This is a genomic window from Paenibacillus sp. FSL R7-0272 (genome assembly GCF_037969905.1).
GTDB lineage: Bacteria > Bacillota > Bacilli > Paenibacillales > Paenibacillaceae > Paenibacillus > Paenibacillus polysaccharolyticus.
In genome coordinates this window covers 5,172,190-5,198,431 of record NZ_CP150221.1, presented here as the reverse complement: position 1 = coordinate 5,198,431, position 26,242 = coordinate 5,172,190, and the positions used below count along the sequence as shown (strand labels likewise).

At 47.8% G+C, this 26,242-nt stretch carries 22 protein-coding genes; 15 read left to right on the top strand and 7 right to left on the bottom strand.

What is annotated here, in order from left to right:
- Positions 1 to 75 precede the first annotated feature (75 nt).
- From MKY23_RS22930 to MKY23_RS22900, 7 genes are all read left to right on the top strand, one after another.
- Positions 76 to 744, top strand: coding sequence for a succinate dehydrogenase cytochrome b558 subunit (locus MKY23_RS22930; RefSeq protein ID WP_090919438.1), 669 nt, complete (start codon positions 76 to 78; stop codon positions 742 to 744).
- 57 nt (positions 745 to 801) lie between these two features.
- Entirely contained in the window at positions 802 to 2,544 is a 1,743-nt protein-coding gene (gene sdhA, locus MKY23_RS22925) for a succinate dehydrogenase flavoprotein subunit (RefSeq protein WP_154891050.1), read from the top strand.
- Between the two features lie 66 nt (positions 2,545 to 2,610).
- Positions 2,611 to 2,733, top strand: coding sequence for a hypothetical protein (locus MKY23_RS22920; RefSeq protein ID WP_339832469.1), 123 nt, complete (start codon positions 2,611 to 2,613; stop codon positions 2,731 to 2,733).
- A 559-nt stretch (positions 2,734 to 3,292) separates the two neighbouring features.
- Entirely contained in the window at positions 3,293 to 4,057 is a 765-nt protein-coding gene (gene sdhB, locus MKY23_RS22915; protein ID WP_090919432.1) for a succinate dehydrogenase iron-sulfur subunit, read from the top strand.
- A gap of 187 nt (positions 4,058 to 4,244) precedes the next feature.
- Complete coding sequence (locus MKY23_RS22910) at positions 4,245 to 5,204, top strand: metallophosphoesterase (protein ID WP_339832467.1); 960 nt, start codon at positions 4,245 to 4,247, stop codon at positions 5,202 to 5,204.
- Positions 5,205 to 5,235: 31 nt separating this feature from the next.
- Positions 5,236 to 5,967, top strand: a complete 732-nt coding sequence (locus MKY23_RS22905; RefSeq protein ID WP_339832465.1) for a metallophosphoesterase family protein — start codon at positions 5,236 to 5,238, stop codon at positions 5,965 to 5,967.
- Positions 5,968 to 6,111: 144 nt separating this feature from the next.
- The gene (locus MKY23_RS22900) at positions 6,112 to 6,750 is read left to right on the top strand and encodes a GNAT family N-acetyltransferase (protein ID WP_154959676.1); all 639 of its coding nucleotides are present in this window, start codon (positions 6,112 to 6,114) and stop codon (positions 6,748 to 6,750) included.
- Positions 6,751 to 7,013: 263 nt separating this feature from the next.
- Here MKY23_RS22900 and MKY23_RS22895 read toward each other — a convergent pair whose 3' ends face one another.
- On the bottom strand, positions 7,014 to 7,823 hold the full coding sequence (locus MKY23_RS22895) for a histidinol-phosphatase (RefSeq protein ID WP_339832463.1): 810 nt from the start codon (positions 7,821 to 7,823) through the stop codon (positions 7,014 to 7,016).
- 32 nt (positions 7,824 to 7,855) lie between these two features.
- Positions 7,856 to 8,758 carry a LysR family transcriptional regulator gene (locus MKY23_RS22890; RefSeq protein WP_090919420.1) on the bottom strand — a complete coding sequence of 301 codons (903 nt, stop codon included), beginning with the start codon at positions 8,756 to 8,758 and terminating at the stop codon, positions 7,856 to 7,858.
- Between the two features lie 450 nt (positions 8,759 to 9,208).
- Between MKY23_RS22890 and MKY23_RS22885 the strand changes: the two genes are divergently transcribed.
- The 5 genes from MKY23_RS22885 to MKY23_RS22865 all read left to right on the top strand — a co-directional run bounded on the left by MKY23_RS22885 (position 9,209) and on the right by MKY23_RS22865 (position 14,057).
- The gene (locus MKY23_RS22885; protein ID WP_090919417.1) at positions 9,209 to 9,667 is read left to right on the top strand and encodes a chemotaxis protein CheX; all 459 of its coding nucleotides are present in this window, start codon (positions 9,209 to 9,211) and stop codon (positions 9,665 to 9,667) included.
- Positions 9,668 to 9,725: 58 nt separating this feature from the next.
- Positions 9,726 to 10,499, top strand: a complete 774-nt coding sequence (locus MKY23_RS22880; RefSeq protein ID WP_090919414.1) for an SDR family oxidoreductase — start codon at positions 9,726 to 9,728, stop codon at positions 10,497 to 10,499.
- 181 nt (positions 10,500 to 10,680) lie between these two features.
- Positions 10,681 to 12,060, top strand: coding sequence for a DEAD/DEAH box helicase (locus tag MKY23_RS22875; RefSeq protein ID WP_221789941.1), 1,380 nt, complete (start codon positions 10,681 to 10,683; stop codon positions 12,058 to 12,060).
- A 25-nt stretch (positions 12,061 to 12,085) separates the two neighbouring features.
- A complete protein-coding gene (locus MKY23_RS22870; protein WP_090919407.1) occupies positions 12,086 to 12,838 on the top strand; it encodes an ABC transporter ATP-binding protein in 753 nt (250 codons plus the stop codon).
- A gap of 1 nt (position 12,839) precedes the next feature.
- Positions 12,840 to 14,057 carry an ABC transporter permease gene (locus MKY23_RS22865; protein WP_221789940.1) on the top strand — a complete coding sequence of 406 codons (1,218 nt, stop codon included), beginning with the start codon at positions 12,840 to 12,842 and terminating at the stop codon, positions 14,055 to 14,057.
- A gap of 172 nt (positions 14,058 to 14,229) precedes the next feature.
- On the opposite strand, the gene MKY23_RS22860 is transcribed toward MKY23_RS22865, so the two are convergent.
- The 3 genes from MKY23_RS22860 to MKY23_RS22850 all read right to left on the bottom strand — a co-directional run bounded on the left by MKY23_RS22860 (position 14,230) and on the right by MKY23_RS22850 (position 16,660).
- On the bottom strand, positions 14,230 to 14,355 hold the full coding sequence (locus MKY23_RS22860; protein WP_208606778.1) for a YjcZ family sporulation protein: 126 nt from the start codon (positions 14,353 to 14,355) through the stop codon (positions 14,230 to 14,232).
- Between the two features lie 223 nt (positions 14,356 to 14,578).
- On the bottom strand, positions 14,579 to 15,877 hold the full coding sequence (locus MKY23_RS22855) for an aminotransferase class I/II-fold pyridoxal phosphate-dependent enzyme (RefSeq protein WP_090919398.1): 1,299 nt from the start codon (positions 15,875 to 15,877) through the stop codon (positions 14,579 to 14,581).
- 165 nt (positions 15,878 to 16,042) lie between these two features.
- Entirely contained in the window at positions 16,043 to 16,660 is a 618-nt protein-coding gene (locus tag MKY23_RS22850) for a pyridoxamine 5'-phosphate oxidase family protein (RefSeq protein WP_090919393.1), read from the bottom strand.
- Positions 16,661 to 16,896: 236 nt separating this feature from the next.
- On the opposite strand from MKY23_RS22850, the gene MKY23_RS22845 reads away from it, so the two are divergent.
- Positions 16,897 to 18,354: a PLP-dependent aminotransferase family protein gene (locus tag MKY23_RS22845; protein WP_221789939.1), complete on the top strand. Its 1,458-nt coding sequence runs from the start codon at positions 16,897 to 16,899 to the stop codon at positions 18,352 to 18,354.
- A gap of 60 nt (positions 18,355 to 18,414) precedes the next feature.
- Positions 18,415 to 19,200 (top strand): AraC family transcriptional regulator, encoded by a 786-nt coding sequence (locus MKY23_RS22840; RefSeq protein ID WP_090919385.1) that lies wholly within the window; start codon positions 18,415 to 18,417, stop codon positions 19,198 to 19,200.
- Positions 19,201 to 19,637: 437 nt separating this feature from the next.
- Here the strand turns inward: MKY23_RS22840 and asd are convergent, their stop codons facing one another.
- Together asd and MKY23_RS22830 are read right to left on the bottom strand one after the other, a co-directional pair.
- Positions 19,638 to 20,432, bottom strand: a complete 795-nt coding sequence (asd, locus tag MKY23_RS22835) for an archaetidylserine decarboxylase (protein WP_221789938.1) — start codon at positions 20,430 to 20,432, stop codon at positions 19,638 to 19,640.
- Positions 20,433 to 20,516: 84 nt separating this feature from the next.
- Positions 20,517 to 21,647 carry a YheC/YheD family protein gene (locus tag MKY23_RS22830; protein WP_221789937.1) on the bottom strand — a complete coding sequence of 377 codons (1,131 nt, stop codon included), beginning with the start codon at positions 21,645 to 21,647 and terminating at the stop codon, positions 20,517 to 20,519.
- A gap of 348 nt (positions 21,648 to 21,995) precedes the next feature.
- On the opposite strand from MKY23_RS22830, the gene MKY23_RS22825 reads away from it, so the two are divergent.
- The gene (locus tag MKY23_RS22825) at positions 21,996 to 26,114 is read left to right on the top strand and encodes a WIAG-tail domain (protein WP_339832449.1); all 4,119 of its coding nucleotides are present in this window, start codon (positions 21,996 to 21,998) and stop codon (positions 26,112 to 26,114) included.
- Positions 26,115 to 26,242 lie beyond the last annotated feature (128 nt).

Sequence of the window (26,242 nt, the reverse complement as noted above, 5' to 3'; positions counted from 1 at the left end):
TAAGAAGGATTCGTGTCATGATATAAGAATGGATTTATGAAAACGTTGTATTTAGCGAAAGGGGATCGACATTTTATGAAAGGGTTTTACTCGAGAAAGCTGCACTCCTTGCTTGGCGTCATTCCGCTCAGTTTGTTTTTTCTAGAGCATCTGGTGACGAACTTCTCAGCAGTTGAAGGCGGCAAAGAAGCTTTTAATGGTGCGGTTGCCTTCTTGAACAGCCTGCCGCTCGTTATTGTTTTGGAAACGTTTCTGATCTGGCTGCCGCTGTTCTATCACGGTGTATATGGTCTGTACATTGCTTATCAGGCCAAGCCTAACGTGGGTCGTTACGGCAACGAGCGTAACTGGCGTTATACGTTGCAGCGGATCAGTGGTGTCATCACGTTTGTATTTGTGATCTGGCACGTATGGGAGACGCGTGTACAAGTGGCTCTCGGCAACGTAACTCACGAAGAGTTGGGCGGTGTTATCCATAACATCGTGATGAATCCGGTAACATTTATTTTATATCTGATCAGTGTGGTTGCGGCGTCATATCACTTTGCCAATGGACTCTGGTCGTTCCTCGTTAGCTGGGGAATTACGGTCGGACCTCGTGCACAGCGGGTATCTTCGTATGTGTGCATGAGCTTGTTCGTACTCGTATCCATCATGTTTATCGCTTCGTTGTTTGCTTTCCGGAACGTTGATTTCCAAACAGCAACTTCAATGATTGACGCGGTAAAATCCGTTTTGGTCTAACATTTACTGATCTTAAATTTATGAATAACGCTTACTTACTAAGGGAGTGAACTAGCAATGGCATCATCGAATGTAATTATTGTGGGCGGCGGTCTCGCAGGCTTGATGGCGGCGATCAAATCGGCTGAAGCCGGAGTCCATGTTCATTTATTTTCACTGGTTCCTGTTAAAAGATCCCACTCCGTGTGTGCCCAGGGCGGCATCAACGGTGCGGTAAATACGAAAGGGGAAGGCGACTCCCCATGGGTTCACTTTGACGATACGGTTTATGGCGGAGACTTCCTTGCCAACCAACCACCCGTTAAAGCAATGTGTGAAGCAGCACCTGGTATCATCCATCTGATGGACCGGATGGGCGTTATGTTTAACCGTACACCGGAAGGTTTGCTCGATTTCCGCCGTTTCGGAGGAACGAAGCATCACCGTACGGCATTTGCCGGCGCAACAACAGGTCAACAGCTGTTGTACGCACTCGATGAGCAAGTACGCCGCTGGGAAGCAGCGGGTCTTGTAACCAAGTATGAGAACTGGGAGTTCCTTCAAGCCGTTGTGGACGATGAAGGAGTATGCCGCGGTATCGTAGCCCAGGATCTGAAAACGATGAAGGTACAAACGTTCCCGGCCGAAGCCGTTATTCTGGCAAGCGGTGGTCCGGGTATCATCTTCGGTAAAACAACAAACTCCGTAATCAATACAGGTACGGCTGCAAGTGCGGTATATCAGCAAGGTGTGAATTATGCCAACGGTGAGTTCATTCAGATTCACCCGACTGCGATTCCAGGAGACGACAAGTTGCGTCTGATGTCCGAATCTGCGCGTGGTGAAGGTGGACGAATCTGGACATACAAGGACGGCAAACCTTGGTACTTCCTTGAGGAGAAATATCCATCCTACGGTAACCTTGTTCCGCGTGATATCGCAACACGTGAAATCTTCAGCGTTTGCGTAGACATGGGACTTGGTGTTAACGGCGAGAACATGGTATATCTCGATCTCTCCCACAAGGATCCGAAGGAACTGGATGTCAAACTGGGCGGAATCATTGAAATCTATGAGAAATTCATGGGTGACGATCCGCGTAAAATCCCGATGAAAATTTTCCCGGCCGTTCACTATTCCATGGGTGGCATGTGGGTAGATTATAATCAAATGACAAACATTCCAGGGCTGTTTGCAGCTGGCGAATGTGAATATCAATATCATGGTGCAAACCGTTTGGGTGCAAACTCACTCGTATCCGCAATCTATGGCGGTATGGTGGCAGGACCTAAGGCAGCAGAATATATCAAAGGACTTAAGAAATCATCCGCTGATATCTCTTCTTCTGTATTCGATGGTTATACCAAGCGCCAAACCGACAAATACGAAGGCATCATGAAAATGCAAGGTACGGAAAATGCCTATGTGATTCATAAAGAGCTGGGCGAGTGGATGACAGCCAACATGACGGTGGTTCGCTACAATGACAAACTTGAAGCAACCATTGGCAAAATCAAGGAACTGAAAGAGCGTTATAGCAAAATCAACATGTACGACAACTCCGGCTGGAACAATCCGGGTGCGGCATTTACTCGCCAGTTGTGGAACATGCTTGAGCTTTCTGAAGCGATGACACTTGGCGCATTGCTGCGTAACGAGAGCCGCGGAGCGCACTACAAACCGGAATTCACAGAGCGTAACGATGAAGAGTTCCTGAAAACGACTATCGCGAGCTGGTCGAAAGAAGGCCCACAAATCTCGTACGAGCCAGTCGACGTATCCCTGATTCCACCACGTATCCGGGACTACTCAAAAGACTAATAGCGTAGGGAGCGGAAATGCCCGAAAGAAGCGAAGCGTTCGCCTTTATCACCGAATTTCAACCCTGTGAAGGGTTGGTCAAAGAAATTCGGGGATAACAGCGATCCAAAGGGCATTCCGCGACCGGAGCGTCTACCCGAGCACCCAAACATTCAGCTTGGGACCTTCATTCATTTCAAGGAAGCCTAGCATTAGCAGGCTTCCACAAAAAATTACATCAATCCAGCATGAATGGATTGCAGTTTCCAGCAAAGCAGCACGAGGTGCAAGGCGTAGCGAAGAGAGCGGAAATGCCCGAAAGAAGCGAAGCGTTCGCCTTTATCACCGAATTTCAACCCTGTGAAGGGTTGAAATTCGGGGATAACAGCGATCCAAAGGGCATTCCGCGACTGGAGCGCCTACCCGAGCACCCAAACATTCAGCTTTGCACACCTTCGTTCATTTCAAGGAAGCCCAACATTAGCAGGCTTCCACAAAAAATTACGTCAATCCAGCATGAATGGATTGCAGTTTCCAGCAAAGCAGCACGAGGTGCAAGGCGTAGCGAAGAGAGCGGAAATGCCCGAAAGAAGCGAAGCGTTCGCCTTTATCACCGAATTTCAACCCTGCGAAGGGTTAGTCAAAGAAATTCGGGGATAACAGCGATCCAAAGGGCATTCCGCGACCGGAGCGCCTACCCGAGCACCCATAACATCCAGCTTTGCGCACCAGCAATACAATCATCGTCACCAGAGGAGGGGACAAAGATATGGCGGAACAAGCAACAGTGAGTAAAACCGTCAAGTTTATTATCACCCGTCAAGACAGCCCGGAGTCATCTTCGTATACCGAAGAGTTTGAACTTCCGTACCGTCCAAACATGAACGTCATCAGCGCCCTGATGGAAATTCAGCGGAACCCGGTAAATAAGGATGGTAAATCCATTGCGCCGGTTTGTTGGGAATCCAACTGTCTTGAAGAAGTGTGCGGCGCCTGCTCCATGGTTATTAACGGCAAACCGCGTCAAGCATGTGCAGCTTTGATCGACAAGCTTGAACAACCCGTTCGCATTGAACCCATGAAAACTTTCCCGGTGGTACGTGACCTTGTCATTGACCGTACGCGGATGTTTAACGCTCTCAAGCGCGTTAAAGCATGGATTCCAATCGATGGTACCTATGACCTTGGTCCAGGGCCTCGGATGCCTGAGAAGAAACGTCAGTGGGCTTATGAGCTATCCAAGTGTATGACTTGTGGCGTATGTCTCGAAGCTTGTCCGAACGTTAACGAAAAAACTGATTTTATTGGTCCAGCTGCGCTGTCCCAGGTACGTCTGTTTAACGCTCACCCTACAGGTGAGATGAACGCAGAAGAACGTCTGGAAGCGTTGATGGACGATGGCGGTATTGAAGGTTGCGGAAACTCGCAGAACTGTGTGCGTTCATGTCCAAAAGGCATCCCGCTCACAACGTCCATCGCTGAGATGAATAAACAAACCACCAAGCATATGTTCAAACGTTGGCTGGGTGTATAATGCTGTAAACGAGAGGCAGAGGTTCATTCTGCTTCTTCGAGAAGTCGTGATCCCGCGCAGAATTTGGCGGGTCACGGCTTCTTTTGTCATCAACCGAAGGAAGCGGGCATCCTAGGCAGAATATGGTATACTACAGGGATGGATATTACCTGTAACAACTTTTAAGAAAACTGACCCGAGGAGGGGAATGATGGGAAAGACACCACGGTTGAACAGCGGCAACTCGCCGTCCCGACACTCGAACGGGCCAAACGGTTCGAAAGCACCTCTTTTTCCTGGAAAAGAAAAGGATCATGACCCTTCTCGTCGAATGTTCCAACTACGAAAACATGTGATGACTTTGGTAGCTAGTGTGCTGACACTGGGATACGCGCTTTGGGAGCCTCGGCGTCTACAAGTCAATCATATTGATCTTAAGTTCCCTTCATTTCCTGAAGTGTTTAATGGACTGCGTGTCGTTCATTTCAGTGATGTACACCTTGGTTTCCATACAGGACGAAAAGAGTTGAGCAAGCTGGCAGAACAGATCAAGGATCAGCAACCGGACCTCATTTGTTTTACCGGAGATATCGTTGAGAGACAATCCGAGCCGATGCGTGAGTGTGTACCGATTCTAGCCTCTATGACAGCAAGGTATGGGAAGTTTGCGGTACTCGGGAATCATGATTATCGAGGACGGCAACAGCAGGACGTCATAGATATGTTCCGTGAAGCGGGCTTTACCCTTTTACTCAACCAGCATATCGTTATCGAACGTGGAAATGAAAAGTTTGCAGTAGTAGGTCTGGATGATGCGTTAACAGGAGAGCCCGACTTGGACGAGGCCGTTACAGGGTTAAGTGAGAGTGTATGGAAACTGCTACTTATGCATGAACCGGATTATGCCGATTATGCTGCTCCGCATGGATTTGGTTTGCAACTCTCCGGTCACAGTCATGGTGGTCAAGTTCGATTTCCCTGGTTCGGTGCAATGACAACTCCGCGGGGTTCACGTAAATATGTTCAGGGATTGCATTATACATCTAAACCCCAGATGCCCGTTTACGTGAATCGGGGATTTGGTATGACGCAGCTTCCCATTCGTTTTCTATGCAGACCTGAATTAACCGTGCTTCATTTAAGCCGGGATGATGTAAGTGAAAGATGAGGCTTAACAAACATGAATGGGGGGTAACCAGATGGAACGTATAGCAATTGTATCCGACATTCATGGCAACATGACTGCCTGGGAAGCTGTGATGAAAGATATTCAGCATCGTGGTTTGAACAGGATATTTTGTCTGGGTGATCTTGTGGGCAAAGGACCGCAACCAGCTGAAGTGGTGGATCAGGTCAGAGCGGCATGTGAAGTGGTCATTCGTGGCAACTGGGATGAACTGATCGCAGTCAATCAGGATGTCCGTGATTTCACATGGCCAGCTGAGCGACTGGGAGCAGACAGAGTATCTTATTTGGCGAGCCTTCCCTTCAGTTATGAATTCAAATTAAGCGGACGCACTGTTCGATTAGTTCATGCTTCACCGCAAAGTGTATATCATCGCGTACAGCCATGGGATGAGATGGAGAAGCGACTGGCGATGTTTGATCCTCCGACGGATGATTCAGAGGCTGGTGCGGCTGACGTGGTGGGTTATGGCGATGTGCATAATGCATTTCTGCAATATTTGGACGGAAAAATGCTATTTAATACTGGCAGCGTAGGGAATCCACTCGATCTTCCGCAGGCTTCATATTGCATTCTTGAAGGGGAATACGGCGATGATAGTCAAAAACCGTTTAACCTTCAGTTTGTTCGGGTTCCTTACGACATTGAACATGAAGTACGGATCGCACAAAAAGCAGAAGTACCGGCGCTTGAGGCATATATTCGTGAAATACGCTCAGGCATTTATCGTGGATTACAAGAGTAAATGGAGTGTCATGACCGAATAAAGCTGAACAATGACAGGACATACTACAATTTATGTCATTCAATCAGTAGTATCATGCCGGATCATCCTTAGAGCTTGCTTGTCTTACCGGACTAAAGCCCGTTAGGCAAAGGAGTGATTGTCATGCTTAATCGAAATATGCTAATCCAAGGGCTACCAGCCTTATGGACAGAGCGTCTTGTACTTCGGTCATTACGTCAAAGTGATTACATCACTTTATCGGAACTCTTATCTGATCCTCAAGTGATTCGGTACGTCAATCGAGGGAGCCAACCCCCACCCATTCGGGCGAGAAAATTGTTAAACCAGATTCGGAGCAGCAGTGCCAAACTGGATTCACTGCATTACGGCATCTGTTGGAAAGGCAGAGAGCAAGTGATCGGCATTACCTCTTTTCAGCATTGGAATGATCAAAAAGGGACTGCACAGATCGGTTACATCTTGGACAAGGCGTGCTGGGGTAAAGGCGTGGCAACGGAAGCGGTGCATCGTTTGCTGACATTCGGATTTGATGAGCTTCATCTGTGGAGAGTTGAAGCACGCTGTTATGAGGCCAATGGTTCCTCTGAACGGGTACTGCTTAAAATGGGCATGACTTATGAGCGGAATCTTCCGTCATATGGACTGAACGATGAAGAAGACAACGCATTCGAAAGCTCGATGGATGTTAAGGTGTATGGTATGTACCGGGAACAGTTCCAGCATGATCTGTACCTCGAACGGCTTCATAAGTTGGCATCGAACAAGCCGGGAATATCATAACGTAATAGAGGATAAGGTAACTGAAACGAACTTCAATCATTTGTTACACAATTGAAATATAGTTGCAATTGAACTCTAACAGACAAGGGGTAAACTTATCTCATGACCCCCTTTTTGATAATAGATAATGCTGTTGGAACCCGCGATGAGCGGGTTCATTTTTTTTGTTTAGAATGAATGGACAGATTATTAGATAAAACAAGAAAAGAAAAGATCCTCACGCGTATTCTTGCTGCGTGGGGATCTTTGTGTTTCGCCAGCTTTTATAGAGGAACAACTTGCATTTGCTTTTGTTTGAAATACACCCAATCGGTGAAACCGATCTCCCGCAGACGTGTGCGCACAAGGTCAAGCTCGTCTGCTACCCGGCCCGGGATATGAGCGTCTGAACCAAATGTCACTTTTACACCGTAGTGATTGGCACGCTCCAGAATAGCATCGGAAGGGTACCAACCGCCACTAAGCTTGGTTTTGCCCGAGGTGTTGATCTCAATCGCAACGTTGGCACCGGCTATCACCTGGAGAGCTTCGTCAATGGCATGGTCTGCAATAATTTCGGAGAACGGTGGATAATTGCCTTTCATCGCATCGATATGCCCAAGAATCTGGAACATGCCGCTACGGGCCGATTTTGCGATTAAAGCATAGTAGCCTTCTTTCACTTCAATTTTGCGAGCATTGCTTAGTCCGTTCCAGCGAGTTTTGTTGAAAATACTGATATCCTCCGTGTGATGCACGGAACCGATAATATAGTCGAACGGGTACTGTCCCAGCGTTGTCCGGTACAATTCAGCATGTGTTGGAAAGTAGTCGGATTCGATTCCAAGCAAAACGTCAATTTTTCCGGCATATTCTTCTTTTAACGCGAGCACTTCAGCTACATAATGTTGTAATTCGGATTTACCCATCGCAATTCGTGGATGCGCCTGCTCCAGTTCACTGCCAAAGTAAGGGGTGTGATCCGAGATTCCAATAGCCTGAAGTCCTGCCTCAATGCCTGCTTCAATGTAATCTCTGATGTTGCCGTCCGCATGACCGCAGCGGAAATGGTGTGTATGAAGATCAAATTTCATATGGAATCCCTACCCTTTCTTAGCCTATGTTTTTATTCCGAGCTAATAAATTGAGTCTCCGGCATGCCTTTGAGATCACTCAGAAACTGATGCATCGCCGAATTCAGATAACGACTGGATTTATAGATGACACCTACGGGATGGCTGACCTCCAGTTCACTTAAAGGAATCATTCGGAGTGTACCTTGCCGTAGCTCCTGTGCAACGGATTGTTTGGAGATAATGGCTGCACCGAGATCAATCTCCACCATACGTTTCACTTCTTCACTACTCGACAACTCCATGACAACATTGGGTTCGATGTTATATTTTTTGAAAACGGCTTCCGTAAACCGACGCCCAACCGTATCCGGGGACAGGAGAATCAGAGGTGTGCTCCGCAGTACATCAACCGCGGCATGTTTTTTCTTCGCCAGCGGGTGGGAAGGGGAAACAACAAGTTCAAATGTATCGTAGTATAGCACGGATGTACTAAGGTTAGGGTTCCGTTCTGTCAGATATCCAATTCCGATGTCCACCAGACCATTCTCGACCTGTGTATAAATCTGCGCGGAAGGCAGAGATTGTATGCTTGTTTTAATGAGTGGAAATTGATCCTGAAAGTAAGAGAGCACCCTGGGCAATATTTGAATCGCAATGGACGTTGTTGTTCCGAGTACAATACGTCCTTGTGGCGTTTCATCAAGGTCGGACAGCTTTTGTTTCAACTCGTCTACAATATCGAGCATCCGTTCAGCATGTTCCAGAAAAACCTGTCCGCGATCTGTGAGGGTTACTGGTTGGTTCCGATCGACAAGCACGGTGTTGAATTCATCTTCCAGACTTTTGATCTGAGCGGAGACAGCCGGCTGTGTCAAGTTAAGAAGTTCTCCCGCTTTACGGAAACTCATCGTTTTGGAAATAGTAATCAGCGTTTCGAGTTGGCTGATGTTCATATACGGCCTCCTTGCAACAAAATATCCTCTGTATGTTATGTGTCATGCAGTGAATTCCGTGACGGGTTATGTTTCTTTTATCTTAAATTATAGGGGATTACGGAGATCAGAGCAATGAAGGGCAGATGCCTATTTGAAAGTAGACTAATGGACTAAATATATGGAATAAATGTGAACCAAGCTAAAATTTAAAATTTTAACTATATACATAACCGGTATAAAAGTCCTAGTTTCTTTTTACAGTGTCAATGAGGGAATAATATTTCCTTCCAAAAGTGTAAAGCGACAAAAACAGCTATAAACATTTGCTATTCTAATGACGATAAATTATAGTACACAAGGTTTCCTGAATTCTTAATGAATTCTCGTACGTGATAAAGTATAATAAATTTAATGAATATGGGACTTTTGGTGTGTGACCAATAACCCAGTGTGAGGAGGACATATACAGTGAAAGCGGAAGTAATTAACCCATTCCTGGAATCTGCACGCAACGTTTTTGAACAGCTCATCCAGGTTTCGCCTTCCACCGGGAATCTTGGCGTCAAGAATGTAGAGTACATTGCTGACCATGTCTGGATCGTGATTGGAATGACGGGGCAGTTGAGCGGAAATATTGTTTTTGGTATACAAGAAACGGTGGCTTTGAAAATTGTTTCAGCTATGATGGGTGGTTTTGTCATTACCGAGATGGACGATATGAGTAAAAGTGCGATCTCGGAGCTCGGTAACATGATCAGTGGTAATGCAAGTACAATCCTGTCCAACCAAGGCGTTGTCGTGGATATTACGCCTCCTCAGGTTATGCAATCTGAAATTTTAGCCACATTTACTGCAACGAAGGCGCTTAGTATTCCTTTGTTGATGGATGGGATTGGACAGATGGATATTCAGGTGATGATCTCGTAAAATAGAAGCATAGGCCTTCATGAGGCCCAATGTGTTTTATTACGGGAGGACATCAACCATGCTGAAAGATCAGGTTGTTTTTATAACAGGAGCATCGAGTGGAATCGGTGCGCTCTGCGCGCAAATGCTGATCGAGGAAGGAGCCATCCCGATTTTGGCTGCCCGTTCGCGGGACAAGCTGGATCAGATTGGTGCTTCACTACAGGGGCGGCATGAACTGCTTACGCTGGATGTTACAGACAGTGAGCAGGTTCAGACGGCTGTAGATGCGATGTTACATAAATACGGACGAATCGATATTTTGCTGAATAACGCCGGATACGGAAAATTTGCTGCCATGACAGACATGTCTGTACAAGAATTCGATGAGATGATGGACGTGAATTATATGGGCATTGTCCGCTGTACCAAAGCAGTGCTTCCACATATGTTGGAACGGGGCAAAGGTCAGATTGTAAACGTTGCTTCGATGGCTGGCAAAATTGGTACTGCCAAATCAGCCTCTTATACAGCTACAAAGCATGCTGTACTTGGATTCAGTAATGCCTTACGTCAGGAACTGCGTAAGACGGGCATCACTGTGACGACGATTAATCCAGGTCCCATTGATACACCGTTTTTTGATCGTGCCGATCCTTCAGGGAATTACGTAAACAATGTGCGCTGGCTGATGCTGACACCACAGAATGTAGCGGGCCACATGATTCGCGCCATGAAGAAACGTAAGGAAGAAGTGAATCTGCCACGACTGGCATCAGCTGGCATTTGGTTGTATCAGTTGTTTCCTAGACTGGCTGACCGCTTGTCACACGGTGTAATGAATCAGAAGTAGAATGTAACGAGTGCACTATATATCGGATGAAGAAGGGCTCCGCCGAGGGGCTTTTCTTTTTTTTGCGCAGACTTGAACATTTCGGCAATAAGATTTGGTAAGCGGGCTTTTTTCGCATATAATGAAAGGTAATGTGATGACAGGCTTTGTTTTTTACGAATAAATTTAAAGGATGGAATACATGACGAATCAAACTTTTGCATCAATTGGCGTAGCAGAGGATCTGGGAGCATTGCTAGCTGAGCACGGCATTAACGAACCTTCCCCGGTACAGGCACAGACCATTCCAGTTATATTGGAAGGCAAGGATGTCGTATCCAAGTCGCAGACGGGAACAGGCAAAACGCTGGCATACCTGCTACCACTACTACAATCCATTAAAAGTGATATTAAAGGAACCCAAAAACTGATTATTGCACCAACGCAGGAACTTGCAATGCAAATCGTACGTGAGGCTCAGCGTTACGGTACGGGTCGTGGCATCGGTGTGCAAGGTCTGATTGGCGGCGCTGCCGTGAAACGTCAGATTGAGAAATTGCGTGAACATCCAGAATTGGTTGTTGGTACACCTGGACGGTTGAAGGAACTGATCACACTTAAAAAGCTAAAAATGCACAATGTATCGACGATTGTTATCGATGAAGCGGATCAGGTGTTCCAGCTCGGCGGTGTAAGTGACGTGGAATTTGTGCTGAAAAGCGCGCTGCGCGACCGTCAATTAATCTTCCTGTCAGCTACAATTGACGAACATACGGCTACACTTGCTAAGCGCGAGATGAAAGAGCCTGTTCATATCGGTATTGAACCGGATCGTGCGACGGCTGCCGGACTTGAACATTATTATTTTGTGGAAGAGAGCCGCAACAAGATCGATATGTTGCGTCGTCTTGTTAGACAGTATAACCCGGATCGCGCTATCGTCTTTGTGAATGCAACGGAGGACATCGGTGAGGTTGAGGCAAAAATGAATCACCTCGGGTTGTCCGCAGCTGCGCTGTACGGAGATGCCGACAAAGTGACTCGCAGCAACGTACTCGCCGCCTTCCGTAACGGCAAAATTCAATTGCTGATCGCCTCCGAGGTGGCGGCAAGAGGACTGGACATTGAAGGTTTGCCAATGGTCATCAACTATGACCCTGCTTTTGACTCAGAGCACTATGTTCATCGTGCAGGCCGGACAGGCCGAATGGGACGTTCAGGAATTGTATTGTCCATCGTCGATGAAACGCAAATTTTCATCATGCGTAAATTCGCTCGTGAACTCGGCATTGAATTGCAGGAGCGTACGTTGTTCGGCGGTAAAGTGTTGGTGGCTGATCCGCGGCCAGATACGCGTCCTGAAGGACATTCGTTCTCGCGGAAACCAGGACAGTCCCGTGATCGTAAGCCAGCTCAGGGGAACCGGAAGCCAGGGACGAGAGCAACCATTTCGAATTCGGGTCAGCGTCCCGCAAGCGGCAAGCCTAGTGCTAATGGAGGCCGCACAGATAGCGACCAGAACCGCAAAAACAAGGGAGCACCCAAGTGGAGCAAAGACAGAGCGCCGCGCTCTGAGGAATAATCGGATGAAAGGGGTGCAGGGATAGATGGAAAATGTTCAATCGCCTGTGCTGCAAATCAGCGGGCTTAGTGGTGGTTACAGTGCCAAACGGCCAGTGCTTCATGACGTGAATCTGGAAGTAGGCCGCGGAGAAATGGTCGGATTGATTGGATTAAACGGTGCTGGCAAGAGTACAACGATGAAACATATTCTCGGTCTGATGACTCCGCAACAGGGAGAAGTTCGGGTAATGGGCAAAAAACGGGATGAGGATGCACAGATCTACCAATCTGCGATGGCCTTTGTACCGGAATCTCCCGAATTGTATGATGAAATGACCGTCATGGAGCATCTGGAATTTACGGCGAGGGCGTACAATGTGTCCGAGGCGGATTTCAAACAACGGACAGAGAAACTGCTGAACTTGTTCCGCATGAATGAGAAAAGCACAAGTCTATCCACACATCTGTCCAAAGGGATGCGCCAAAAGGTCATGATTATGTGTGCTTTTGTGGCAGGACCGCCACTCTACATTATTGATGAACCGTTTCTGGGGCTCGACCCGCTGGGGATTCGTTCACTGCTTGATTTTATGCTGGAGATGAAAGCAGCCGGGTCTTCTATTCTGCTGAGTTCACACATTTTGTCCACGATTGAAAATTATTGTGATCGCTTCATTGTATTGCATCGTGGACATGTCATTGCTCAAGGAACACTGAACGAATTGCGTACGGAGTTCGGAGAGCCTGACACACCGCTGGAGCACATGTTCTATTCCCTCGTGCAAGGCAGGGATTAGTATGGATCTCAAGCTGTTATGGAAGCAACGTCGGACAGGTTTTTGGAATGGAATTTTACCTTATGTGGGCTATGTCATCCAGAGCGGTGTAGCGATGGTATTTCTGTTTCTCGTCATCGCTTTCTCCGCTTGGTATACATCCTTTGTACAGAATATTCCTGCGGGATTTCCGATTCGCTGGATTGCTTTATTGTTGCTGGCTCCGCTTGCACTGTTTAGCAGTTATCGTACATATCTGCTTCCGGCAGATATTGTCTTCTTGCGGCCGCAGGAGTACCGGATGCAGGATTATTTGAAAAACAGCTTTGTGCGTGGCGTAATTTATAAAATGCTGTTGTTACTTTTTGTATTTCTTACCTTGTGGCCACTCTATGTAAGGTCAGATGTAGATGCCAAACCACTGGGCTGGTCCATGTTGTTTCTCGTGTTATGGAAAGTGTTGTCCAGTTACGGTGCATGGCAAGAACTGAGGATGGTTCAAGCTGGGGCGTCCAAAGGATATCGGATACTCCGCTGGGCCATAGCTATCCTTGCCGTTGCAGCCTGGTTATGGCAACCGCCGCTACGCAGCCTTTGGTTTCTGTTACTACTGGCCGCTGTTTATATCGTTGCACTGCGTGTACCTGTCAAACACCGAGTCGCTTGGGAACGTCTGATTCAGGTGGAGCAGACACAAGCAGGCAGAGTGATGCGTACATTAGGCTGGTTTGTCGATGTGCCATCGTCCGGGCAAAAGGTGAACTCTCGCCGATGGCTCAGTAAATGGGGCAATGGTCTTCCATGGAATGCGGGACAGGCTTATCGATATCTCATGACCAAAACATTTATTCGAACGGAAGTATTCACCATTGTTCTGCGTCTGATCATCCTGGGTATGTTGCTTTCCTGGTGGACGGCAGGCAGTTACTTCGGAATCGGGGTATATCTGTTCTTCCTGCTACTTACAGGCATTCAACTGGGGGTACTGCGCCGCAGTCACGGTGAATCCTTCTGGATCATGATTTATCCGATCTCAGGAGAGAGCCGCCGTTCACAGGTGCTCGGTTTCATCTTCCAACTGCATGCCATAGCCGCATTGCTCATGTGGTTGCCGATGCTGGCAGCAGGAATGGAAGGACTGAGTATCACAGGCATTGCACTCATACTTGGTGTACTTGTCATCGTGCTGATGCGTCGTTCGCAGGGTAGCAAATGGCTCAAAGAGGAAGAGGACGAGTAGAAGAACCAAGTTAGCTTAAACCTTCGTTGAGCTATTTGATTTATCCAACACAAGTGAATTATGCGAAGGAGTAAGAAAAGAAGGGTATTTCGGGCTGTATCCCGAAATACCCTTCTTTTTGATGTGTGATGTAAACTCATGATGTCTTGCGCGTATACATAGCGAAGGCGTATTAGTACAGGAAGGATTTTGTGATGATGACGAGCAGGATGAACAGTACGAGAATGGCACCAATGTTTGTGAATCCTCCAACGCCACAGTATCCGTATCCGCCTCTTGTATCTTCAACTTGGGACATGGGTCATACCCCTTTCGAGTGATGGTTTGGCACGCCCTTGCGTACATCGTATATTATGTGCCATAGCGTTAGGCTGATTGGGCCTCTGCCCGTGTATATGTGTTTTGGGCTTCTGTCCAGAAAACAAAAGAACCCTTCGCGATGACATTAGCTTTCGCAATGTGCCGCAAAGGATTCTATTTTTGAAACCGTCTAAAGTTAGAAGGTTATATTTACTTATATGCTAAGTCGTCTGTAGATCCTGCACGCCGCGGTAGATCGTATCGAACAGTTCTTGCAGACCTGCTTCCTCGATACAAGAGAAGGCAATCCGCAGATCGGATTCACCGAGTGCAATCGTGCCTACACCATATTGGTGCAACAGATGGCTACGGAGTGCTTCAGCACCGACTTGTTTCAGCTTCAGACACATGAAGTAACCGGAGTTGAATGGATAATAATCCCATACGTCTCCATACTTACCGCTGTCCAGGATTGCTTTAACTTTGTTGGCGCGGCCTTTCATAATCTCGAACTTTTCTTGTTTCTGTGCTTCAAACTCCGGTGCTTTCAGCGCATCCAGAACAAAAGTCTGTGAGGGATGTGGCCCGCTGGAAATCGTTGCACGGATGATGCCAAGTGTTTTTTGCTCCAATGCATGCAAAACAGCAGCATCTTCATGAGCAAATGTAATGAATCCTACACGGAAGCCCCATACGAATTCTTCTTTCGTTGCTCCGTCGATCTTCACCGTTAATACACGTGGATGAATATTGGCCAGTTTACCAAAAAGAGACTCATGAATGGAATCTTCAAAAAACAGACCGAAGTATGCATCATCTGTAACCACAACAACATTTACACCGGCTTCTGCAGCTTGACGAATGGCATCTACGATGGCATCTGCTTCTGCGCCGCCTGGCGTGTAACCTGTCGGATTGTTCGGGAAGTTCAGTAGAACAATGGCTTTTCCTTTGTCCTTCTGTGCAAGCAACGCCTGAAGCAGTCCGTTGCTGTTAAAGTTCAATTGATCATCAAACAATGGATAATGAATCAACTGGCCGTGTCGACGAATTCCGAAAGTCAGCTCGTAATTCTCCCAGTTTTTATCCGGATATATAACAGCGTCCCCTTCTTCAGTGAACAGGTCGGCTACGATGCTGAGTCCATGAGTCAGTGCGTTCGTTACAATCGGGTTTCCGAAAGATTTGCCTTCCAGTGAAGGGGTTTCTCTCAGCATCTTTTCTCTCCAAACGGTTCTTAATTCAGGTTTGCCTGCAGGCGGTGCGTAAGGATACAGATCCTTCGGCTGGAATGCGGACAACTTTTCCTGAATCACCGGAAGATGCATAGGCACTCCACCCTCCAGAGCGATACCGATCGTTGCATTATAGGTCTTGGCCAAGCTTGCTGCTTCCGCAGATTGACTTAAGATACCTTCTTTTGGAAAATAAATTTCTTTGCCGAGTTGTGACAGCATGGAGTAGACGTGACTGCTGCCGGCCTGAATACTTTCGTTCAACTGTTCAGCCAGTGGATTCATTTTTTTCATCCTTCCAAGTCTTTGTGATTCACTGCCTAACATTATAACACCTTGACATGGCCCCGTCACGGAAATTACGCAATATGACAGTTATATCACTTCACCGCGTTGTTGCGCGGGGTCAGAATGCAATATTAGCATAAATTTAAGGCTGGATCTGGCGTGTTACTCCTGATGGTACGGACAATATTTTCGCATCATTTCAGCCGTTTCATGATCCCGGCCTTCGTTTCGTTTATGCAATTCACCGCTGATATGATCAAATCGTTCAGGCGTCAGATTCTGCCCGAATTTAAACTTGGCGCTGAGTCGATCCGGTACGATTCGAACTACAGCAACAGCTTTGAGTCGCCCGGTGTAGCGGGAGTCTTGTGCATCAATCGGTACATAACCGCCTTGCGGCTGGAGTTTCTCCATAAACCGCTGCAGTACCTTGCCTTTAATATCAAGATCTTCTACACGCTCTGCCAGACCGGAGGCCATGACACTTTTGAAAAACGAGGTTGCAGGACAAGCCAGTTCAGGATCACTGAAAAAAGAAGGAATCAGCGAGAATTCCTCCGCCACGGTAAAGCTGACGGACGAGTGCTGTTTGATCTGTTTCATTTTTTCCCCGGCTAAACTTCCATGAAAATAAAAGCAACCATCCATATATACAAAATTCAGCGGTGTAACTCTCGGTTCTCCATCCGGGCTGACGGTACCCAGAAACCCAAAAGAGCACTGGTCCAAAAATGTAATGATTTCCTGTTCCTCTTCTACCGAAAATTCTTTGCGTCTCATGTGATTTCCCCCATTATTTTAGTAAGTATTAGAACATGTCAGAAATAGGATTGCAGTATTGTTTTTCATGAAGATAACCATAAAACGAATATTGACAGTAAAATAGATCCAATTTACATTGATTTTTATAGGCCAATTGGGATGGAAGATGATCTTAAGCAGGAAGTAAGACTAGGAAAAGATAGAAGTGAACATAGAAGTAAAGATCAAGAAGACATGTTAAGGGGGAGAACCACATGGAATTATGGCTGCCACTTGATTCATACGAACTCCAATATCGATATAAATATCAAGCGTTATATCACGCACTGCGGGATGCGATCCATTCAGGTACACTGGAAGCAGGAGCACGGTTGCCTTCTACGCGTTTACTGGCGAAACAGTACGACATGTCACGCGGGTCGGTAGCCCAGGTATACGATATGTTGCTTGCGGATGGATATGTCCATGCTTATCCGGGAAAAGGAACCTATGTTACGGAATCCTTGTCCGTGCATCACAACGATCATAGCGAAGCGGTGTTGTCTTTATCTCCATGGGGAGAGCGTCTTCGCGAATTAACCGCAGAACACAAACGTTCACGTGAAGAGATTCAACTGGAACAGGAATCCGTCATCAATTTTCGGATGCAGCGATTGCTTCCAGAACATTTTCCAAAAGCCGAGTGGAAAAGTGCGCTCGCTGCGGTTCATCGCAGTGGCTGGCGAGATGTAGGTGGTGCAGCGGGTGATCCAGAGCTACGAGAAGCGATTGCCGCACATCTTCGCTGGACACGTGGTATTCAAACGGATGCCTCCCAGATCGTACTGTTCAGTGGATCGATACAAGGCATTACGCTGTTGTCCCAATTACTCATTCACGAGGGAAGCCCGGTGGTGCTGGAAAGTCCGGGTTATCAAGGCGTTCTGCATGCGGTCAGATCCTGCGGTGGTGAGGTGATACCAGCTGAGGTTGATGAAGGAGGTATTATCCCGCAAGATTGGCAGGCACAAACGTTATTTGTCACTCCGACTCGCCAGTTCCCGACCGGAGCGGTACTAGGGCTGGAACGAAGGCGAGCCTTACTGAACTGGGCATCAAAACAAAACGCCGTTATTGTTGAAGATGATTATGACAGTGAATTCCGCTGGGGCGGACGACCGATTGAACCACTTAAGGTGCTTGATCGTGAGCAACGCGTGATATACATCGGTTCCTTCTCCCAAACGATGCCTGCTTCGTTCCGGCTCGGTTATGCGGTATTGCCAAGCAGTCTGGTCGAGCCACTTCTGGCTGCCAAAGCTCTGTATGAACCGGTGTCACCCGCGCTGCTGGAACAGCGTGCACTAGCCAGATTTATGACACGAGGTGGATATATGCGGCATTTACGTCGATTAACCCGGCTATATGGAGATCGGCATGACTTTTTTGTGGAGGAAATGAATCGGTGGTTGCCACAAGCCTTCACCATGCAACCAGGTGATGCCGGTTTGACCATTTATGCGATCTGGAACGGGGACAAAGCAAGTTATGAACGGTTTACCAGAGAGGTTCATAAAGAGGGCGTTTTGTTCCGGGATGTGGAGCAGTACCGCTTAACTCCGGGGCATGCTGCAATATGTTTCGGGTTTGCTCATCTGGAAAAAGCGGAGATTCGCGAAGGGATACGGCGGATGCAAGCCGCGTGGGAGAAGTGTACATTTTCGTTTCAGTGAATTCCGCTGTATAATGGGATAAGTGTTTAAAGAGATTAACTGTCAAGGGGGAGTGGCGACATGCTGCAGGCATCGCCGTCATCATTTGTAATTTTGCCCGCTGTCGCCAAAATAGTCTGTGAACCGGGCTGGAAGTGGCAGAAGCGAGAAAAACCGATGCAAAATTATGATTTATTTTACGTGTGGAGCGGTGAAGGCACGGTTATTTTGAATGATCAGCCTTACGAGGTTGGCAAAGGAAGCTGTTTCCTGTTTCGTCCGGGAGACCATACAAGCGCAACGCATAACAGGCAGAAACCACTGGTGCTTACATATATTCATTTCGATGTGGACGAGCCTGTTGTGGATGTGCCTCAGTCTTACCGTGAAGTGCAGGAGACTGTGGAGTTTGAGCATTTACTTGCACGTTACGTAAGGCTGTTTTTGTCCGATGTGTATGGACGTGATGAAGAGAGCAGGCTGATTCTGAAGCAGTTGATGATCCATTTACTGCGTGCGGATACGGAAGAACCTGTGGAGAAAAAGGTAAGTAATCAGTTGTCCGATGTGATTCAGGAGGTAGCGAATTATGTTCGCCAGCATCCCGGAATTACACATCGTGTAGAGGATCTGGCCGCGCGAGCCGGTCTGTCGCCGCGTTATTTCTCAATCAAGTTCAAGGAACTTGTCGGATCATCGGTACAGTCCTATATTATTCGTATGCGTATTGAACGGGCAGAACATCTTCTGGTGCATACCGGTATGAACGTGACCGAAGTTGCGGATGCACTGGGTTATCGGGATATCTTTTTCTTCAGTCGTCAGTTCAAGCAATATACGGGCAAAAGCCCGTCAGAGATTCGTTAAAACCATGTCAGCGTCTCGTATGCAAACATCACAACGTTTCAATGCTGGATGGCTAGGGTAAGTAACTAGCATTCCAGATGACCTTACAAGGAGGAACACGTGATGATGAACGGAAAAAGACGGGTTCGTAGCCGTAGAAATTCCATTAAGGGATGCAGTATTTTTCGGAAACGCCTGCGCCGGCTGAAACCCGTTGAAGAACTGCAGGACGTATGGTTTTAACGTTTGGAGAGATGGCTACACCTTATAATGAACTGGCGTTCCAACCGGAGAGAGGCAGCGCCATGCATGTATACATGAAATGATATTTAGTTAGGCAATTTAGAATGGTAACATTTCATATCATGAATTATAGGCAAATGAAGGATAGAGAATAAAGAGGATGGCATAACACCTGATTGCAGGTGCTGAGCCATCCTCTTTATTTACGTATGAAATTAGGGTTGTTTGGGTTTCAGACGACCAAGTAAAGCTCCCATTTTAACGGAATCTCCAGGTTTCAAATCAGGGAGCGGTTCGAAGGTATCGGTCTGCATAAGCAGTACAACGGTAGAACCGAACTCGAAATAGGCCAGATCATCTCCCTGAGCCCAAGTCTGGGTGTCAATATCGGCATATTGAATACTGCTGACATTCATTGCACCCACTTTGACGACAGCTACTTCACCATAATCATGCTGAATATACGTAATAAGCCGTTCATTGCGGCTGAGCACGGATTTCATATGGGTGAGTCCGAAATCATTCACAGGATAAACTTTGCCTTTGATATGTTCGCTCTCCATCTTACGACCGCTGACAGGTGCATGAATGCGGTGGTAGTCGCGCGGACTGAGATAGAGCACAAATACATAACCATGCTTGTACTTCTCCAGATGTGGAGAGTGGTTTAACAATTCAGCAAGTGTATAATCTTGTCCCTTTACATTCAGAATGGTTCCTGCAGAAATCGGGCCTGCTGCCGTAATTTTAGCGTCGACAGGGCTGATCAATGCATGTTCCGAAAGGTCTAGCGGGCGCATCCCGGGTTTTAATTTGCGAGTGAAGAAATCATTCAGGGAACGATATTCTTTCCAATCCTTCTCGGCTTCCTGTACAGGGATGTTGTAGGTCCGGACAAAATAAGGGATAAATGCTTTGCTTCCCCGGCTTTTGGAGAAAGCTCCCACGGTCCGGGAGATCCATTTGCGCGAAGAAAGCTCAGTCATTAATCGCAACAGCGTTTTTGCCATGAATATCCCCCTTAGGGTTAATACAAACTTCAAGGCCGCAAAAGCGGCCATTCTGCATAATATTGACACAAATCACGAATGAAATCAATACAATCCACGATCATAGGTTTGTGGCTGTCTTGGAATGCTGGAGTTGTGATTGACGAGCAGACGTCCGTACGCCATTGGTTTGTTATATGTCATCTGCCAATGTTCCTGCATGCCAGCCTTACGAAACCCATATCGCTGATCCCTGCCATTGCATTCAATAAAGTAAATGCCTCCATTTTGGGTTACGCCGAGGTCGAGGCCCAGATCAGCCAGATGAGGCAAGTTGGAAGCCAGCGTGTGAGCAATACGAAGGGCGACTATAGTTATTCGGGCTTGCAGCTGGAATAGCTCCGTACTCGGTTCAGCCAGACCAAGTGCTCCAGCCACAGTCATGACTTTGCCGCCTTGCGCAATGTTGGTGACAAACGTATGCGCCGGAGCTGCCTTGGCAAACATGCCAGTGACACTCCATACCCCATCTCCCCCGCGTTGCACGGATACTCTCAGATCAACGGGCCTTCCCTCATACCGGATAAGCGGAATCCGTTCTTCAATCAGATAAGCATGACGGAATATCCGCCTTAGTGTAGCGGAAGGCAACTGTCCCCGGTTCAGCTTGAAGGTGGCCCAGCCTTTACGCGATGCCCTCGTTTCACAGGTTAGTCTCCAATGTCCCTCCTGCTGGAAGAGACGCATAATGCCATGACCAATGCTGCCGCTACACGGTTTAATGACGAGATCCTTATGATGTTCCATCATGTAAGTGAGCGATTCGGGCGTTGCTTTGACTGCGTGTGGCAGATGATCTTTTAAAAAAAAGTCTTGCCGCAGCATATCATGCACATGGTCCTTCCGATAACGATTACGCACGTTATACACCTGGATGCCTTGCAGGAGCAAACGTGTAATCAGTCGCTGTTCCGCACGGCGAAGCTGGAGCGCACGGTTATGGATTACGGAAGGAAACGGTATACGCTCACGGACGTAACGACCTTCTTTTTTCACATAAGCCAGACATGTTTTACGATCCAGATCGATATCCTCCAGCCTTAAAAAGCAAGGCGTTAATCCGTAACAGGCTGCAGCCTGTTCATAATTGGCGAGTGATTCCTGACCGGTCCTTCCGGCCGGTATCCCCCGGTACATGCGTGAATCGAACATAATGCCGATCGTTTCTTGGAGCATGACCGTTCCTCCTTCATTGTTATCGCGCAACCATGAATTTTTTCAGTATGCCGGCCTGTCAATGCATGGTTTTAACATCGCGATAACGCAGACCGGTGTGCAGAGGCACTTTTATACATCCGTTGATGTCCAGACATCTTATCTTATGAAACGAGCGGATGCGGGGCGTGGACAGCCGCCTTCTCTCTTCACTTCGTACAGCCTAATTACGCCAGGGTAGATGTAACGTTAACCTGAGTAGACAGGAATCTGATCACGGATGTGCAAAAGTAGGGCCAGAAAAGTGGCAGATGCCCAGCTCAAAGCATATGATGCCGGAGATGAACGTTAGGGGAAGGAGCTGGCCTCATGAGTAAAAAAGGCAAAAAAAAGGTTGTGACGCCTAAACTGCGTCATATCAGTCCCAAATTCAGGGAGCTGGATCTGATGGATCGGCGACTGGAATTCAGCAAGCCGGAAAAAACAGTGAAAAAAGAGGAGGTTTCGACTTCGGATAGAGTTGCCTCCAAGGAAGTTATTGCTGATACCGTAATGACATCTGATCAGACGACGCCAGATGCATCGGTCAATAAATCTGAAGTTGTGGTGGAAGCGCAAGACATAGTGCAGGAGCAACAGCTCCGGCAGCCGCAACAAATTGCCCCATTAAATGCAGAAAAAAATAATGTGGAAAAGGAAAGCGCAGAAAAGGAACTTCAGATCAGAAGCATTGCGCACCTTCCATTGAAAGAACAGGATAACCCAAGCCGTTCAACAGGCAAGCAGCGTCTTGAACAATTAAACCAGAACCAGATGCCAGGCTATGAAGGACAGTATATTTATACAGATGACCTCAGTGAGTTTGCCGTCACGGAAAGTAAGCTGGCTCCTTTTTCGGTGGACGCCTCCAAGCTGAAATCAGGAGCTGTAGGAAGCGAGGCGCTTCAGGATTATGCAGTAACAAGTATTCATATTGCGGATGGTGCGATTGTTTCTGCTAAGCTGGCTGAGGCTTCGATTGCCGAGGAACATCTAATTGATGGCTCTGTATCAGGTCACAAAATCAGAAATGCATCCATCGCTGGAGACAAAATCCGGGATGGGAGCATTACCTCACAGAAGCTGGGCAATCAGGTCATTGATGCAGCCAAAATAGCGGATGGCTCCATCGGCACAAGGCATCTGAGTCGCCTGCTCGTCACAGAGGAATTAATCCAGAATCAAGCTGTTACTGGTGAAAAAATCGCGATTAGCGGGATCGAGACCCGTCATTTAGCTGGTGGGGCTGTCCATACCTCGAAACTGGCGGATGATGCGGTCACCAGTGCCAAGATTCGTGATGGAGCGGTGACAGGTAGCAAAATTGAAGAGCAATCTATTGATACACGCCACATTCAGGCCGGTTCGGTGAAACAGTCTCATTTGGCTGAAGGTTCTGTTGGACGTAATCAATTGCTGGCAAGCAGCATCGGCAGCGAACAGATTGAGGATGGCTCGATTCATACACGGCATATTGCCGAACATGCCTTGAATGGACGACATCTGGTGGATGGTTCGATCGGATCAGTACAGATTCGAGCTGCTGCTGTAGGGAGCGAACAGATCGGCAATGCCGAAATCGGTAGTGAGCATCTGGTCGATGGAGCGATCATTAGCAGCAAGCTGGCAGATCAATCGGTGGGAACAGCGAAATTGCTGGAGCAGGCAGTGACGGCTTCGAAACTGGCAGATCAAAGCGTTGTCGCTTCCAAAATATCCGATGAAGCTGTGCTCGGGAAACATCTGGCTAAAGGCTCGATTCGCGGGGAACATATTGCCAATCGAGGCATTACACCGGTTCATGTTGATAATGGTGCTATTCATTCCATACATTTGGCGAGTGGAAGCATCGAGACGACACATCTATCCGAGGGAAGTGTGTCTGCGGATGCACTGGCTTCAGGTGTTGTGCTGGAAAAACATCTGGCAGAATCTTCTGTAGGATCATTCCAATTGCAGGATGAAGCAGTCACAACCGCAAAGCTGGCATCAGAGAGTGTCACGGCTGATAAACTCGCTCCAAGTGCGGTTACAAGCAAAGCTATAGCCTCAGGTACGGTCAATTCGTCCCACTTGGCCAAAGCAGCCGTATCAACGGCTCATCTGGCTCCCGGCAGTGTGGATTCCGAAGCACTGAGGCCGTATGCAGTGAGAGCCGAGCACCTGACAGAGCATGCCGTAGGTGCCCCTCACCTGCAGCCGGGCAGCGTTCAGACCGATGCCATATCACGTGCGGCAATTACGACGGACAAAATAGCTCCGGGCAGCGTGACTTCAGCACAGATGGCAGGCGGTTCCATCTTTCCACCACATCTTACAGATCATGCTGTGACATCACCTAAACTCTCACCGGAAAGTGTCTCTACAGATAAGCTGGCTGATCTATCGGTCACCTCGGCCAAACTGGCTGACGGCAGTATCACTTCCGCCAAGATTATGGCTGAAAGCATCGTTGCCAAACATATCCCTGCTGAAACGATTCGTGGATATCACCTGAAGCAGCATACGATCTCGCTGGAGCATCTGTCCGATGAGGTGCGTACGCCAGAATTATTTGCAAACGGCAGCATCCCCGGTAGCAAGCTTCGTCAAAGAACAGTGACAACAGAACATCTGGCCACCGACTCGGTATCTGGCGAGGAATTACAGTACGGGGCAGTGGGAAGCGAACATCTGCAACGAGCATCCGTTGATTCCATGCATCTCGCTGAAGGCAGTATAAAATCAGATCATTTGACTGCTCAGTCTGTCCATAGCGCTCATCTGAGAGAAGAGGTCATTCGCAGTGAGCATATTACCGAGCAGGCGATATCTTCCAATCATTTGATGGCCGGAGCGGTGCATACAGAACATTTGGCTCCGCTCTCTGTAACAGAAGCACATTTACAGCCAGGGCTGATCAGTGGTTTGCATCTGCAGTTGGAATCTCTGGGTGCTACACACCTGCAGCAAGGTGCAGTTCAATCTCGTCATATCCAGGATGGGGCTGTTTTCTCCCACCATATTCAGGAGCGGAGTATTGGAACTGAACATCTGGAAGAAGAGTCTGTCCGCTCCGTCATCTTACAAGATGGTGCAGTTACTACATCTAAATTGGCGGATGGCAGTGTAGACGGCAGTAAACTGACAGAGGGCACGGTATCCAGCATTCATTTGACCGATGAGAGTGTGCAGTCTGCACATATCGCAGAAGGTGCAATCCGTGCGGATCATATCGAGGATGGAAGCATCACGGCAAGCCATTTGACCGAAGAAGCTGTAAGCAAAGCTCACCTGCAAGATGGTGCAGTTACTAAGTCTAAACTGGCGGATAGCAGTGTAGACGGCAGCAAACTGACAGAGGGTGCGGTATCCAGCATTCATTTGACCAATGAGAGTGTGCAGTCTGCACATATCGCAGAAGGTGCAATCCGTGCGGATCATATCGAGGATGGAAGCATCACGGCAAGCCATTTGAACGAAGAAGCTGTAAACACATCTCACCTGCAAGATGGTGCAGTCACGGCATCTAAACTGGCGGATGGCAGTGTGGACGGCAGTAAACTGACAGAGGGCACGATATCGTCTGTGCATCTCGCTGATCGTGCTATTGATGGCAGCAAGTTAAGTGAGCAAAGTATCACGTCCAGTCACTTAAATGATGGAATCGTGGGCACATCACATCTAAGTGAAGAGATCTGGAATGCGATCCGTCAGGTCAGTGCAGAAACGCTGGAACAGCTTGCCGAGTTCAAAAGGCAAGAAGCCATGCAGGAAGTACAACAGTTTATACAGTCGGTTGGCCTGCCTAACGAAGGTCTGTTTACCTGGGGAGATGACGCGGAGTCGTCGCCGGATGCGCCTGCTGAGTTCCAAGCCGGAAATTTGAATCTTCAAGAGCTGCTTGGGCTACACAATGATTCGGAAGTAGATGCCGTATTAACGGAAGGCGAGTCTGCTACGGGAATCACTGAAGCTGAAGATGCATCGGATGGAGAAAATACATTATCGCCGGATGTAGCTGACACAGACTTATCCAACTCTATCACCCCTCAAGGGGCTGATACAGAGGTGCCAGTCTCCTATACCCTTAAGCCTCAGTCGGTAACACAAGAGCATTTGTGTGATGGTTCTGTAGGCAGTGAACAGTTGCAGACTGGTGCTGTTCAAGCCGGACATCTGGCATTCCAGCCGGTACGTAGCGTGAGTAAACAGCCTGCTGTGCAGCAGTTTGGCATGGAAGCTTTTGTTCTGCCGGAGAATGAAACGTGTACCGAAGTGACGATCGTTTTCGAAGAGGCGTTTGATTCGGAGCATTATGTCATTGTAGCCATGAGCAATGACCGTGGATTTCAGGTGTCGCTGTTATCCCAGAGTGAGGATGAAGCTGTGCTGGAAGTAACGCGGACAGCGGATTGCAAGCATACGTATGGTTTGTTGTCCTGGATCGCAGCGGGGCCATCGGCATAAAAATATACAAAAGCGGTGTCCAGAGTATGTCCCGGACACCGCTTTTATTTGATAAGCCTGACCGTTCGGACATGAGGGGTGCCGGAACGAGGCTACTTTTTAACACAAGAATAGAAGGGGAAATAATA